At 19.1% G+C, this 15507-nt stretch carries 11 protein-coding genes; 2 read left to right on the top strand and 9 right to left on the bottom strand.

Going from position 1 to position 15507, the window contains the following annotated elements:
- Positions 1-161: 161 nt before the first annotated feature.
- From rpsB to RS022_RS01180, 5 genes are all read right to left on the bottom strand, one after another.
- Positions 162-938 (bottom strand): 30S ribosomal protein S2, encoded by a 777-nt coding sequence (gene rpsB / locus RS022_RS01200; protein ID WP_268850068.1) that lies wholly within the window; start codon positions 936-938, stop codon positions 162-164.
- A 248-nt stretch (positions 939-1186) separates the two neighbouring features.
- Positions 1187-1645 (bottom strand): dCTP deaminase/dUTPase family protein, encoded by a 459-nt coding sequence (locus tag RS022_RS01195; protein WP_268850067.1) that lies wholly within the window; start codon positions 1643-1645, stop codon positions 1187-1189.
- A gap of 6 nt (positions 1646-1651) precedes the next feature.
- A complete protein-coding gene (locus tag RS022_RS01190; protein WP_268850066.1) occupies positions 1652-2593 on the bottom strand; it encodes a tyrosine-type recombinase/integrase in 942 nt (313 codons plus the stop codon).
- A gap of 158 nt (positions 2594-2751) precedes the next feature.
- On the bottom strand, positions 2752-3216 hold the full coding sequence (locus RS022_RS01185) for a S26 family signal peptidase (RefSeq protein WP_334199455.1): 465 nt from the start codon (positions 3214-3216) through the stop codon (positions 2752-2754).
- A gap of 323 nt (positions 3217-3539) precedes the next feature.
- Positions 3540-3977: a Spx/MgsR family RNA polymerase-binding regulatory protein gene (locus RS022_RS01180; RefSeq protein ID WP_268850064.1), complete on the bottom strand. Its 438-nt coding sequence runs from the start codon at positions 3975-3977 to the stop codon at positions 3540-3542.
- Between the two features lie 1429 nt (positions 3978-5406).
- On the opposite strand from RS022_RS01180, the gene RS022_RS01175 reads away from it, so the two are divergent.
- Together RS022_RS01175 and RS022_RS01170 are read left to right on the top strand one after the other, a co-directional pair.
- A complete protein-coding gene (locus RS022_RS01175) occupies positions 5407-6369 on the top strand; it encodes an L-lactate dehydrogenase (RefSeq protein WP_268850063.1) in 963 nt (320 codons plus the stop codon).
- 262 nt (positions 6370-6631) lie between these two features.
- Positions 6632-6784 carry a Panacea domain-containing protein gene (locus RS022_RS01170; protein ID WP_268850062.1) on the top strand — a complete coding sequence of 51 codons (153 nt, stop codon included), beginning with the start codon at positions 6632-6634 and terminating at the stop codon, positions 6782-6784.
- A 1221-nt stretch (positions 6785-8005) separates the two neighbouring features.
- On the opposite strand, the gene RS022_RS01165 is transcribed toward RS022_RS01170, so the two are convergent.
- From RS022_RS01165 to RS022_RS01150, 4 genes are all read right to left on the bottom strand, one after another.
- Positions 8006-10207 (bottom strand): ATP-dependent helicase, encoded by a 2202-nt coding sequence (locus RS022_RS01165; RefSeq protein WP_268850061.1) that lies wholly within the window; start codon positions 10205-10207, stop codon positions 8006-8008.
- Between the two features lie 45 nt (positions 10208-10252).
- On the bottom strand, positions 10253-10984 hold the full coding sequence (gene tpiA, locus RS022_RS01160; protein WP_268850060.1) for a triose-phosphate isomerase: 732 nt from the start codon (positions 10982-10984) through the stop codon (positions 10253-10255).
- An 800-nt stretch (positions 10985-11784) separates the two neighbouring features.
- A complete protein-coding gene (locus tag RS022_RS01155; protein WP_268850059.1) occupies positions 11785-12321 on the bottom strand; it encodes a helix-turn-helix domain-containing protein in 537 nt (178 codons plus the stop codon).
- A 150-nt stretch (positions 12322-12471) separates the two neighbouring features.
- On the bottom strand, positions 12472-15372 hold the full coding sequence (locus RS022_RS01150) for a hypothetical protein (RefSeq protein ID WP_268850058.1): 2901 nt from the start codon (positions 15370-15372) through the stop codon (positions 12472-12474).
- Positions 15373-15507: the final 135 nt, after the last annotated feature.

Here is a 15507-nt window from a genome sequence, read left to right as displayed (position 1 = left end):
ATTATTTTATTTTAAAATCGTAATTTAAAAATATTTTCCTTAATTTTGAAACAAATTATAAAAAATTTACATAAAAAAAGATGTTATTAACATCTTTTTATTTAATTCATTTTAATTAAAATATAATTAAAAAAATTTAATGTAACATATAATAAAAAATATTATTTTATACTTGTTTCTTTTGATTCTAATTTTTCTTTTGTATTTTGTAAACTAATTTTAGCATTATTCATACTTATCTCAGCTTCGACTGCTGCATTCGAAATAATAGAAGTTATCAACCTAACTCCTTTGATAGCGTCATTATTAGCAGGAATAATATAATCAACTAAATCAGGATCGCAATCACTATCGATAATACCAAAAACTTTAATATTTAATTTACGAGCTTCAGTAATAGCTATTATATCTTTTTTAACATCTACAACAAAAATAGCTTGCGGCAATTGATTCATATCTTTAATTCCGCCTAAAAATTTTTCTAATTTTTCTCTTTTTCTTGTTAAAGTAATAATTTCTTTTTTAGATAAACCAGACCATAAACCATCTTTTTCTTGTTTATATAAATCTTTTAAAAAATTAATTCTTTTAAAAATAGTTTGAAAATTAGTGAAAGTTCCGCCCAACCATCTATATGAAACATAATATTGTTTTGCTCTTTCAGCTTCTTGTTGAATAATTTCACGAATTTGTTTTTTTGTTCCTAAAAACAGAATTTTTCCATTATTTTTAATTAATTCTACTATTTTAACATAAACAGATTCAATTGCTTCAATTGATTTCCTAAGATCTATAATATGGATTCTATTTCTTACGATAGGTACCCCTTTTTCGTTTGAAAAAAGAAAAGGTTTCATTTTATAGTGGCATTTTCTTACTGCGCTGCCAAAATGAATTCCTGATCCTAATAATTGTTTAATAGAAACGACAGATGACATAAAACAAAAATTAACTCCTATTCAGATTTTTATAAAAATTTAGAATATTTAAATTATCCATAATTATCCATAATAAATAAATTTTTAAAAACATTAAATTCATCATTAATCAAACATCTTAAATAAAATTCAATTTATATTAATAATTTTATATTTTTTTAAAAAAATATTCCTTTAATACTAATCTAATTTATTATAACATATTTTTATTTTTTTGTAATTTCAATTTTAAATTTATATTAAAATTTTCAATTAGTACTTCCAAATCCATCTTCACGAATCTTATTACTTTCGACTAAATCATCATTAGTCAAATAAAAATCTTTTAAAATACCTTGTGCTATTCTTTCAGTTTTTTCAATACTTACTTCTTCATTAGATAAATTATATAAAGGAATAAAAATATGTCCTTCATTTTTTAAATTATTATAATAATCACTATCTATAATTCCTACACTATTAGGCATAATTAATCTTTTTTTTAAAGATAAAGAAGATCTAGGATAAATACACAAAACTTTATCAGAACCAAAAAAAGCTTTTATTCCTGTTGGAACTAAAACTAATTCTTTAGGTTTTATAATAATAGACACAGCAGATTCAAAATCATATCCTGCGCTAAAAAGAGTTTGTCTTCGTGGTAAATTAATACATTTATCTTTAAAAGAATTTACAACCTCGAAAAAAAATTTAACTTTATTATTCACATTAATTTACCTTTTTGTTTTTTTATTTATTTTTTTATCAAAATTCCTAGGATGATTTTCTAAAAATTTATTTTTTAAACAAATATCAGAAATATAAGTATAAATTTGGGTTGTTTTTAAATTAGCATGTCCTAGCAATTCTTGAACAACTCTTAAATCTGCTCCGTTATTTACTAAAATAGTAGCGAACGCATGTCTTAAAGAGTGAGGATATAACGAAACTTTTTCTCCAGTTCGAAGGCTTAATTTATTTAAAATAAATCTAACTCCTTTGCTGCTTAAATGTTTACCTTTATAATTTATTAATAAAAAATCATTTTTTTGTGGATTCAATTTATTTTTTTCATCTAAAAATTTATTTCTAACATTAGACAAGTAATATTTTATCATTTGAACTAAATTTTTATGAAGAGGTAAAAATCTTTCTTTTTTTCCTTTACCATAAATTAAAATTTGACTATTATTCAAATAAATATTTTTTATTTTTAAATTAACTAATTCACTTATTCTCAAACCGCAACTATAAAGCAAATCTAAAATAATATAATTTCTATAACCTAAAAGTTCTGTTGTATCAATAGAATCAAATAATTTTTTAATAAAAGATTCAGATAAAATCAGTGGCAATTTTCTAGGATTTTTTTTTAATTTAATTAATTTAAAAATATTATGTTTCAAATTATATCTTTCAATTAAAAAATTATAAAAAGTTCTTAAAGCAGAAATTTTTCTCATAATACTAATGTTAGAAAAATTCCCATTACTCAAATAAGAAATAAAATAACGAGCTTCATTTTCTTCAGATAATGTTGATAAATTAAATTCTTTTTTTTTTTGGAACAAAAAATTTTTAAATTCTTTTGTATCATGAATATAACTATTAATAGTTAAAAAAGAATAATTACATTCAATTCTTAAAAATAATTCAAATTCATTAATAAAATCCAATTTTTACATCCTACTAACTATTATTATAATAAAATAATTAATATAAATTAGTTATAAAATATAATCTTTCATAATCGTATTTTTAAGATTTAAATATAAATTAAATATTTTTCAAAAAATATTAATAAAAAATATTAAATTTTATTTTTAATCTCTATTTATAAAAAAAATAAAAATTTGAAATATTTAGATTTTAAAAATTTTAAAATATCAAAAACTTTAAATATTAAAAAAATAATAATCAAAAAAGGAGAAATAACTGATAAAACTTTCGCCTTCCTATTATCTATAATTTTTGATAATGGTATTGTTTTAACAACCTTATATAAAACATCTTCATAACTGATTTTTTTTTCAAAATCTAATATTTCTTTATTAGCTTTCCCTTTAGTTGTAATAAATTTATCTTCTTTAGTATTTGATTGTATCTCATGCAATACGAAAGGATTTCGTCTCAATATTTCATTTGTTCTAAATTGTTTATCAACATAAAAAACTACACAATCCTTTTCTTTTAAATTTTGAAGCTCTTTATCGGTTAATTTTTTAACAATGACCAAATCATTTTTTTTAATATCTGGTGACATACTTCCACTAGATACATAACAAATATTAAAAAACATAAATTTATGAGTATATTTAGGAAAAAAATAATTGCAAATATTTAAAAAAATAAAATAAAAAATAATAAATAAAAAAAAATAATATAAAAAAGAAAGAAAAAAATTCAAAAATTTTACTAATTTAACAAAAATAATCATAAATACTCTTTTTTATCACAAATTTCGAAAATAAATTACAAAGGCCTAAAATTATATTAGAGTTTTTAAATTTTATTCTTAATCTTTATTTTTATATTAAATTATTTTTTTTGATTTTTATTATTTATTTATTATTTATTAAAATATTTTTAAATTTTTTTTGCAATTATTCTAAATAACATCAATTATAATTTAAAGTAATTTTCAATTATAGACATATAATTATCATTTTGTTCTGTATTAATATTATTTTGAATTATATATTGTCGTAAATCTTTAGGCATAAAAATTCTAATATCTTCTTTATTATAACCTATAACGATGGATTTTTCATCATAAATAATAGGTTTTTTGAAAATAGAAGGATTTTTTATAATAAACTTTTTAATTTCTTTAATAGTCATTGAAAATAAATCATTTTTTTTATTTTTAAAAAGTTTAGATCGAGTAGATATTATACTTTTAAAGTCTATATTATCATAATTCAAAATTACATTAATATCTTGTTCAGTTAATTGACAACTACTTAAATTCTTTTCTTGATAATTAACATGATGCAAATCTAACCATTTCTTAGCTTTTTTACATGAAGAACAGCGATTACTAGTTAAAATAAAAATCATAAATCATAAAAATTCTTTCTTGCTAAAACATTCCTTTGACAATTGTTTTAAAATTTTTAAAAAACAATAATATAATAATATTAAATTTAAATATAAATTTAAATATAATTTAAAATAAAAAAATAATTTTATAAAATAAAAAAATAATTATTTTAAAAAACACTTCTCCTTAAAATAAATATATTTTGAACATTTCAACAATGAAAATACTTTTAATTATATCAAATTTTATATAATCGATCAACAAAAATGATTTTTTAATAAATTTAAAAAAATCAACAACTTTTAACATTGTAAAAAATAAAAAATTCAAACAAAAAAGTTTAATTTAAGGAATAAAAGAATAACTTAGTTTATTTAATTTAAATTGAAAGTTTTTTGACATTTTAGGTTATAGTGCGGCATTAAATGAGTCTGTTTTTATAACCAGATTCAATTTAAAGAAAAAAAATATGCTATTTATCTTATAATCTAAGATGGACTTACACCCTTAGCTACTTCTTCTGTACCAGAAAGCTTTTAGATTTTTTATATTTTTTGGTTTAGTGAAATACCAATATCTTAATTTAATAAAAATTAAAATGATAATGATATGATAATTATAGTTAAGATAACTGCCAAAATACATATTTTTTTATTTTATATTTAATATTTAGAATTTAATGTTTTTATTAATTTCATTTAAATTAAAAAAATTTTTAAGTTTTAAAAATAATAATTTTAATTTTTTATTATTTCATAATTATTTCATATATAAATTGTAGTTAAAAACAACTTATAATCCTTTTTAATAATAATTTTAAAATCTTTTTAATCTTATCTTATATCTTATGTAAAAATGTAAAAGAAAAAAGTCAAATCATTGATTTCAAAATAAACAATTTGATTTTTAAATTATCACTTTTAAAAAGTTAAAAACCAAGAGACCTAAATATCATGTTATCTAACCAATATACAACATATATCTCATCAAGTAATAAAAGTGGTTTGATTATTCGATATAAAAACAAGTATGAGGAAATATATCTTATAAAAGATTATTTCACCCGAGAAGAATAAAATTATGAAAATCCGTATGCTTGAAAACTTAATCATATGGTTTCAGGACTAGAGAATAACTGTAATAAAAAAGATTTTAATCTTAAACTCAGTTGATTTATCCTTATATTTAAATATTAAACGCAATTGTTTTATCACTATAATTTTAAAATTATATAATAATTAGTTTCATAAAATATTTTTGAAATTTTTTTAATTCTTTTTAATTTATATTTATTTGGTTTTTAAAATAAATATTTATTTTAATTAACTTTTTATTTATATAAAAAATCAATAAATATAATAATTGATTATAAAAAGCTTGTTTTTAATTTATAAAATAATATAATATTAATTAATTAATTAAAAATAAAAAAGAGGTATTTTATATATGAAACAAAACAAAATAACTATTATTGGTGGAGGAAATGTCGGATCAGCGATTGGATTAATTTTATCTCTTAATAAAATTGTTTCTGAAATTGTTATTTTAGATGTTAATCCGATTAAAGCACAAGGTGAAGCTACAGATATCAGTCAAGGCGTTAATTCATTGCATCCTATTAAAATAACAGCTACTAGCGATTATAAAGATACTAAAGATTCTGATATTGTAATTATTACTGCTTCGATTCCGTCAAAAAATTTAAATAATCGATTAGATTTAATTAAAAGTAATTTGGCGCTTTTACAAAAAATCATTAATCCTATTACTTTATATAGTCCTAAAACTTTTTTATTAATTGTTTCAAATCCTTGTGATATTTTAACATATATTACTTATAAATTATCAGGTTTCCCATCTCATCGAGTATTAGGATCTGGAACAACTTTAGATACAGCTCGTTTAAAATTTTTATTATCACAAGAAATGAATATTGATGCTCGTGATATCCAAGGTAATATTATTGGAGAACATGGTGATAGCCAAATAGTAACATGGTCATGTTTAAATATACATGGAGTTTTTTTTGAAGAAAATTTCAAAAAATTATTATCTAAAAAAACTCTCGAAAAACATGAAATAAATGATTTTAAAGAAATGATTGCTAATAAAGTACAAAAATCAGCTTATGAAATCATCAGTCAAAAAGGTTATACTAACTATGGTATCGCAATTTCAGTTTTAAATATTGTAGAAGCTATTATTAAAGACGAAAAAAAAGTTTTAAATACTTCATCTTATTTACAAGGTGAATATAGTATTAAAGATATTTATCTAGGTGTTCCTAGTGTTATCGGAAAATCAGGTGTAGAAAAAATTTTAGAAATTTCATTAAATGATAAAGAAAAAGAACAATTACTGAGTTCTGCTAAATTATTAAAAGGTATTATCGATAAATCTATTTTATAATGATTTTTTATAATAATATAAATTAAATAAAAAAAATTTATAACAGTATTTTTTTTACAACAATAAAAAAAAATGAGAAAAAGAAAAATAGCTATTTATTACCATCACTTTAATCCAAAAAAACAATATATTACTTTACATACTGAGAAAATTAATATAAAAGAAAATTAAAAAACAACTTTTAATTAAAAAAATCCTTTATAACGAATGTATTTCGAATTATACTATTAATAAACAATATAATTCAAAAAAGGAGATTATTATGGAAAATCAAGAAAACCAAATAAACGTTTTTAACTTTGCAAATTATATTATTAAAAACACATCATATCCAGTTACAAATATGAAATTACAAAAATTAATTTATTATGTATATACAAAACATTTAGTTGAAAAAGAGAACCAATATTTATGAATGAAAAAATTGAAGCATGGTTATATGGTGATTTTTTTCTTAAATTATATCATGAATTCAAACACAATACACGAGTTCCCAATAAACAAAAGTTACACCAAAAAGAAATATAGAACATTTAACACAAGAACACAGAAAAATAATCGACAAAATAATTAATTTATGAAGTTTTTTCTTCATAAAAATAATAATTACCTAGATCTTCAAATTAAAGATATTTTTTAAACCTAAATTCAAACAAATCAAACAAAAAAATAAAATTAAAACGCTAAAAAAGAACTAAATCAAATTAGTTCTTTTTTTATTTAAGAAACACACCGCACTGTTATAAATTTTTGTAAATAAATTCATTTTTAATGAATAATTATCGTTTTTATATGGAGATAAAACTGGGTATAGATTTATCGGATTTAAATCATAAAGAAAAGCCTTGGCAAACAGTTTAGGATAAATAAACAGCTATTGGTCTAAAAATGTTATTTATGATGACATAAATTAAAATATTTTAAAAAAAATTTACAAAAAATAAATTAATGTTACGAATTCAGAACCTAAATTCCGTTATTCTTTTGTTAAAAAATATAAACCATTTAGACATTTTAAACATTTTAAAATTAAAGATTTATTCGAAAATTTAATTTATCCGTTGGATAAAGCAATTCAAAAAAACAAGTTTTAAAAATTTTAAAATTGATAGTTTTCATTTTCATAAAGTTGAAGATAACAAACTTATTAAAGCTGTTTTTAAAAATATTGTTAATATTACTGGTGAAGAAAACTTAATCTATCAATTAAAAACAACCAAAAAAGGAGGTTTGTTAGGTATAAAATTTAATTATGTTTTTTATATTCTTGATTTTGATCCAAATCATTTTGTATTTTTATTTAAAAAATTTCTACTTTCTTTTTTATTCAAATAAAAAAAAGAAAAATAAAATTGTTATTAATTTAAAAGTTTAACAACATGGTATGATAGAGTATTTTATCTTTTGACTAAAAACAAAAAAAGAATAGTTTTTTTAAATAGTCTTTTCGGTATTAAAAATGAATTTATTTACAAAAATTTATAAAAGTATGAAAAACAACAGAACTTATTAAATACAAAAAAATAGATATCGAATTTAAAATCGACATCTATTTTATTTGAAAAACATTTAATTTTTTATATATATTTTTTTAATAATTTCATATTGATAAATTTGAAATAATTTTCAAAATATATTAAATTTTTTTGAAAGAATTATGTGTAATGAGAATTTTTTTTATCCCATGAGGTTTAGAAAAAATTATTGACAAGATATCTTTGTTAACAGAGATAATAAAACCTTTTCCAAATATATTGTGCATAACCTTATCTCCTGCTTTGTAAGATGTTTTATTTTCATCTTTTGTTATGTCAATAGACTTATATTTATTAGGTTCCGATATTATTATGTTTTCTTTTGTTTTAGGAAATTTCATTTCTTCTAAAAAAGATACAGGTCGTGTACATTCATTTTGTTTATTACGAAATAAGAATTTTCTAAAATTTGCGCTTGTAAGAAAAAGTAATTCTTTTGCTCTTGTTATCGCCACATAAGCGATTCTTCTATCTTCTTGAACGTTTTCTTTGCCGTATTTTTCTATATCATCTGCAAAAATATTATCTTCCAAACCTATAATAAAAACAATTTTGAATTCTAAACCTTTAACTTTATGTATCGAAGATAAAAGAACTTGATTTTTATCATTATCATCTTTTTCGCTATACAAAGTTATTTTATTTAATAATTCATTTAATTTTTCTAAAAAATTACCTTTTTGTTTTTTATTTTCTAAATTGAAAATTTCTTGCAAATTATTTAAATTATCTTTAATTTTATTTTCTTTTTTTTTATTATAATTATTTTTATCTTTTTCTTTTTGATCTAAAATTTCAGAATATTTAATTTTTTCATTAATTAAATTTATACAATTTGATAAATTACATTTTGATTCATCATGAAAAATTTTTAAAAGTTCTTGAAATGTTTTTTTTAAATTATTAATTTTTAAATTTATTGTATCTTGTTCAGAAGCATAATCCATAGCTTCGAACAAAGAAATTTTTCTTTCGTTAGCTATTTTTTCTAATTTATTTATAGTTGTTTTTCCTATTTGGCGCGGAGGAGTATTAATAATTCGTTTAAAATCAAAATCATTTTTAGGAAATAGAAGGACTTTTAGATAAGCTAAAAAATCTTTAATTTCTTTTTTTTGATAGAAAGAAACAGAATTTTTAATTACATAAGGAATGTGTTGAATAATTAAATTGTTTTCTATCTCTTTGTATAATTTATTTATTCTGTATAAAATAGCTATATCTTTATAATTATATTTTGAATTTTGAACTAATTTTTTGATTTTTTTAGCAATAAATTCTGCTTCTTTTTTATCATTTTGAAATTTTCTATAAATAATTTCTCCGTTAGTAATATTACTTTTGAGATTGTTTTTAAAATAATTTTGTTTTTCATCATAATTATATTTAATTAATAAATTAGCTTTATCTAAAATCTTTTGAGATGAACGATAATTTTGATCTAAATAAAAAATATTGCCCTTGAAATCTTCTATAAATAATTTATTGCAAAAAGAATCTGATCCTCTAAAACTATATATATTTTGGTTTGGATCTCCTACAGCGAAAATAAAATTATTTTTACTTATCATTTTAATTATTTGATATTGAATTAAATCGATATCTTGAAATTCATCTATTAAAATATGAGAAAATTTCTTTTGATAAAAAGAAGTTAAAGAATTATTATTTTTTAATATTTTATAAGTATAAATTATTAAATCATCAAAATCTAGAAAATTATTTTGTTTTAAATATTCTTCGTAAAGATTAAAAATTTTTTTTTCTTCGGAAGAATTAAATCCTATATTTATTTGTTTTTGTATTTTTAATTCTTCAAAAATTTGTTTTTTTATTTTATTGTTTTTTATATAAGAGATTTTTGTTATTAAATCTTTGACTTTATATCTATCTTTATCTAATTTTAAAATATCTATTTTTTCTTTGATAATTTTTTTACTTTCTTTTTCGTCGATAATAAAAAAAGAAGAAGTTAAATTTGAATTAAGATAAGTAATATTCTGTTTTAAAAATGAATACCCAAAAGAATGAAAAGTACAAATTGTTAAACGAGAAAAATCATGAAAAGGAATAAATTCTTTCAAACGTTGTCGCATTTCTTTAGCTGCATTATTAGTAAAAGTTATTGCTAAAATATTATCTCCATCTATATTTAAATCATTGATTAAATTAACTATTTTATTAGTTAAAGTAGTTGTTTTTCCTGTTCCTGCACCAGCATGAAGATAAATAGCTTTTTTATCTGAATTAATAACTTTTATTTGTTTTTCATTTAAATTATTTAACCACTTTTGTTTTTCCATTTTTATTTTAAAAAACTTTCTTTTTTTTTTTTTTTTACATAAAAATTATTCTAAATTATCAGAATATTTTTTATTATACATTTTAAGTCCTATTTTAGTGAAATATAAGAAACTTGACACTTCTAAAGAACTATTTCCTATTAAAACACCATCAATTTCTTTTTGTTTTAAAATAGTTTCTATATTAGATTCATTAATAGAACCGCCATAAATAATTCTTATTTTTTGAGCTAATTCATTAAAAAACAAAGAAGCTACTTTTTGACGAATATTTTTTATAATTTCGTTGGAATCTTCAGGTTGAAGACTTTTTCCTGTTCCGATCGCCCAAAAAGGTTCATAAGCTAATATAATTTTTTCTACAGAATCTTGTGGAACTTTTTGGAAAATATTTTCTAATTGTTTTTCTAAGAATATTTTAGTTTTGTTTTCGTTTTTAGTATTAATATCTTCTCCTATACAAACGATAGGATAAATATTCATATTTAAAAGAGCTAGAAGTTTTAAATTAACTGTTGAGTCTGTTTCGCCAAAAAGTATTCTTCTTTCACAATGTCCGATTAAAGCGTATTTAACACCTAAAGAATGTATATTTTTAGGAGAAATTTCTCCTGTATAAGCGCCTTCATTTTTGTAAAAAACATTTTGAGCGCCTATTCTCAAATTTTTTCCTTCTATTTGAGTTAAAACATCTAATAAAGTTATTTGTGGAAAAATAATAGTTTCTACTTTTTTTCTATCAGGCATTTTATTATTAATTTGATAAATGAAATTCAAAGCTGAATATGACGATAAATCAACTACGTTTAAGATACGAATCTTTTATTACAGTTGGTCCCGTCCCAAACCGTACAAGCAAGTTTTCAAGCATACGGCTTTCCATAATTCTATCTCTAGAATTACTGACTATTTTCACCCTTTAAAGGTTGTTAACCTTCGACTTGGTTGGTCGATTGAATTTAGAGGTATTCCATCCTCATTTTTACTCCAACGATTACTAAATAGTCTCTTTTTCCTTGCCTCTAAGGGCTCAAATAAATTTAAGTTTCATTCAAATAACCTATCCTTATTTGTTTCCAAAAAACTGAGGTTTAGGAATCTACCAGTTACTTTAAATATCTACCTTTTGGACTTAGGTGATTTTGACCCAGCTTGCGGAATTAACCTTAGACAAGAGTTGCTTGCCCAGCTATGGGTGGAGTCTAGGTTTATGATGATTTCACTGCGAAACACAAAGATAATTTCCAGCTATCTAGATTAACGGATTTACACAGTTGCCGTTAAGTTAGAAGATTACCTCACTTTATTCATCTTAGGGTTTTTCATCCTTATCCATATCCAAATTTGCTCACGGAATCTTTTTGACTATACTGTTTCGTCTCAATTCGTTTTTACCTTCTGCTGTAATCTGTTATTCTTTCGTTTAACAAACCGAAGATATGCATTCAGGGGAAATCTTCCCTGGCTATTGGTTAAATAGCACGATATTTAAGCCTCTTGGTCGCCCCTTTACATTTATTCATTTTCCAATTACCAGCTATAACGATTTTTCTCATTTTAATAATATCCTTTATAATTTATTTCGAAGATGAAATGATTTTTAATATTTTGATTGTCTCTTCATTTTGATTTAATAAATAATATTTCTTATCCGTTGATAAGTAAAAAGTATCTCCTTTACTTAAAAAAAACCTTAATTTATCTAAAACTAAAACAACTTCTCCTTCGAGTACAAAGCCAAAAACATCTTCTTTTTTTGCAATATTAATCTTAGTTTGTCCTTTAGGTTCAATTTCTATAATTGTTGGTTCTATTCGATATCTTGTAAGATAAGGGAAAAGATAATAAATAGTATTTTTAAGATTTGATTCTTTGACAATTAAGAAATCTTCAGTTTTATTAATTAATTCTATATTTTGTTCTTCTTGAAAAAATTCTGAAGCTGATTTTTTAAAAATTTTTAATAAAGAAAATAAAATTTTTAAAGAAGGAGAGATTAAATTATTTTCTATTTGGGAAATATATCCACTAGTTACGTTTATTTTCTTAGCTAAATCTTGTTGAGTTATTTTTCTTTCTAATCTTAAATTTCTAATTTTTTGCCCTATGTTCAATTTTCAGTTCCTTTTTTAAATTAAATAATGTAAATAATTAAAAAGAAATATATTGGAAATAATATTTTTTAAAAAAATAATAAACATAAAAAAATTTTATTTTTTATATACAATTAATATTATATAATATTTGAAAAAATTATTGTTAATTTACAAAAAGAGAATAAATTGGTTGTATAAAAATAATTGTATTTTTATTTTATGATTTAATTTTTTTTTATTTTGGAAATAAGTTTTTTTTAATTCTAAATTATTTTTTATGTTTTTTAAATAAAAAAATATTTTCGTTTTCCATATATTAATTTTTTTTATCCAAGAAAAATAAGAAATTTTTTTTTTAAAATTTTTTTTCTTTTTTTTTTTTTGTTTTGATAAAAACAAATTATGTGAATTATATTTTTTTTGTATTTTTATTCTTGTAATAAAAATTTTTTTTTCTTCTTTTTCTTTCATTTTTGTTATTAAATAGTTTTTTTCTTTTTCTATCTTTTGTTTTTGTAAGAATAATTTTTTTTGGATATTAAAGTTTTGAATTAAATTGTTTTCTTTATTTAATTTTTCTATTTCTATTCGATTTAATTTTTTTTTAAAATGGTTTTGGATTTCAATTAAAACATCTTTAAAATTTTCTTTAATAAGAATATTTTCTTTTCTTCTTTGTTGTAATTTATTTTCAAATATTTTTTTGTTATTGAGAAACTGATTATCAAGATTATATTTTTCTTTTATTTGTATTTTTTTTGTTTTTTGGATATTTATTTTATGAATTTCTTGAGTTATTTTTAAAAAATTTTCAGATAGCCATATCATCTCTTGATACGTTTTATTAAGTAATTTTGTTTTTTCTAATTTTATGTCTTTATTCAAATTATGTTTAATTTTCGATAAATAAATGTATTCTTTATTTAAAAATTCATTTATAAATTGAATATTTTTTAACTCTTTTAAATAATAAGAAATGATTTTTTTTATACAAAATCTAAAATAAATTTTTTTAATTAAAGATGGATTTGTTTTTAAATTAGTTATTTTATTTAAATAAAAAGAGATTTTATTTTGATATAAAATATGTTTTTTTATTTTTTTGTCTTTAATTTTTTTGATTTTTTTAATATATTTCTTGTTTTGTAATTGTTTTTTTTCTTGTAATAAAATTAAGGTTTTTTTTAAAAAGATATAATTTTGTTCATAAATTTTAATTTCATTTTCTATTGAAAAGTAATCTTTTTTATTTTTTAATTTATTTTTATTAATTAAATCATGAATATAAAAAATATTTTTTTTAGTATATTTATGAATGTTATTATACAAATCAATTTGTTTTTGAAGATTTAATTGTTCTAAATTATCAATTTTTTCTATTAATATATTAAGAAAATCAAATTGTTTATTTTGAAAATTATTTAAAAATAATTTACATAAATTTTGTATTCTTATTAATTCTTTTGTTTGATATTTTTTTTGTTCTAAATATTTTTTTGTTTGATTTTTAAGATTATGAAATAAATTATTTTGTATTTTATTTTTGGAATCCATATAATCAATGAATAAAATCAAATTATCTAAAATATTTTTTTTATACAAAAAAAATTTTTTGATATCGTATTCTATTTCTAATTTTTCCATATTAGTTCTTTTATGGAAAAATTCTGTTTGTTGTTCGAAATTGATGTTTTTAAAAATATTATTTTTGTAATGTGTTTGTTCTAAATCTATTATTTTTTTATTTAAATTTATTGTTTGGTTAATATTTTGAATTATATTTTCTAAATATTGGGAATCGAATTTTATAAGTTCAATTTTTGATTGAATTTGAATTAAATTTTCTTTTTCTTCTTTTTCTTGTTGAGTGATTATTTTTTTTTTATGATACTCTAAGTAGTTTAATTCAATATCTACTTTATATTTGCTATGTTCATAAGAATATTTTATTTCTTCTCGTTCTTTGTTTTCTTTTAATTCTTTATTTATATTTTCATATTTTTTTATTATTTCAGCAATTTGAAAATTCAATTCCAAAAATTTAATTTCTTTTAGAAAATGATTATCGATAATTTCTTTTTCTTTTTGACAAGAAAATTTATTTTGTTGAATTTTTAAATTATTAATTTTTTCTACCCAAATATTTTCAATATTGATAATTTTGATATTTTTTTGACTTAATGATTTTAAAAAGATATATTTTAGTTGCCAAAAATATATATTTTTAAAATTTTCTATTTTATTTTGTTTATTTTTTTTCAATAATATAATAAAATTTATATCGTTTGTATTATTTTTAAATTCTGGAATAAAAAACATTTTTAATTTATTTGTTTTAATTAGTTTATTTATTTTTTCTTTTAAGTTGTTTTCTTTTTGAAAAAATTTTTGCTGTATTTCGTTTAAAATTTTATTATGTTGATTTAATTTTTTTTGAAAAAAAATATTATTTTTTTGAATTGTTTTTGAAAAATTTTTTTCTTCTTCTTTTTGTTCTTTTTGTATTTGGTTAAAATAGGAATTACATTTTATTTCGATATTTGATATTTGATATTTATGTTTTTGTTTTATTTGATTAATTTGATTATTAGAATGAATATGTTTTTGTTCAAAATCTTTTATAATATCATAAGTAATAATTTTTATTTTTTCTGATAATATTTGATTACATTCTAAAAAAATTTTTTTTAATTTTTCTTTTTTTAAAATTATTTCTTTTTGAATGTTAAAGAAATTTTTTAAAAATTGTTCATTATTTTGTTTTATTTTTTCTTGTTTTACTTTGAATTTTTGATAAATTTTTTTTTTTTCTATTTTTTTTTGTTCTATTTTATTTTTTATTTTTTGAATTATAAAGTTATAATCTTCGTAATTTATTTTATCTTTTTTTTGATATTCTTTTTTTTGATTTATAATTTTTAATATATTATCTTTGTGTTTGATATTTAATTTGTTTATATTAAATAAAAAAAATTTTTTTAAATTACTATTATCTTTAAATTGTTCTTTTTTAAGTTTTGGATAAAATAATTGTTTTTTAAAATCTTCAAAAAAATCATTTTTTTCCAAAAAGATTTCTAATTCTTTTATTTCTGACGATAGAAATTGTTTTGATAAAGTCATATTAAATTTAAATCAACTTTCATTTATTTTAAAGAATTTAAATTTATTTCGTTATTTATTTCATTAATAATGTAATATTAA

This window comes from Candidatus Phytoplasma rubi (genome assembly GCF_026821955.1).
GTDB classification, from domain to species: domain Bacteria; phylum Bacillota_I; class Bacilli_A; order Acholeplasmatales; family Acholeplasmataceae; genus Phytoplasma; species Phytoplasma vitis.
Note: the sequence above shows the minus strand (reverse complement) of the source record. Positions and strands in the feature narration are given on the sequence as shown.

Excerpts from the sequence above, each read along its gene's own strand:
- rpsB (WP_268850068.1), bottom strand. The coding sequence starts at position 938 with ATGTCATCTGTCGTTTCTATTAAACAATTATTAGGATCAGGAATTCAT.
- RS022_RS01185 (WP_334199455.1), bottom strand. The coding sequence starts at position 3,216 with ATGTTTTTTAATATTTGTTATGTATCTAGTGGAAGTATGTCACCAGAT.
- RS022_RS01180 (WP_268850064.1), bottom strand. The coding sequence starts at position 3,977 with ATGATTTTTATTTTAACTAGTAATCGCTGTTCTTCATGTAAAAAAGCT.
- RS022_RS01175 (WP_268850063.1), top strand. The coding sequence starts at position 5,407 with ATGAAACAAAACAAAATAACTATTATTGGTGGAGGAAATGTCGGATCA.
- RS022_RS01170 (WP_268850062.1), top strand. The coding sequence starts at position 6,632 with ATGGAAAATCAAGAAAACCAAATAAACGTTTTTAACTTTGCAAATTAT.
- RS022_RS01165 (WP_268850061.1), bottom strand. The coding sequence starts at position 10,207 with ATGGAAAAACAAAAGTGGTTAAATAATTTAAATGAAAAACAAATAAAA.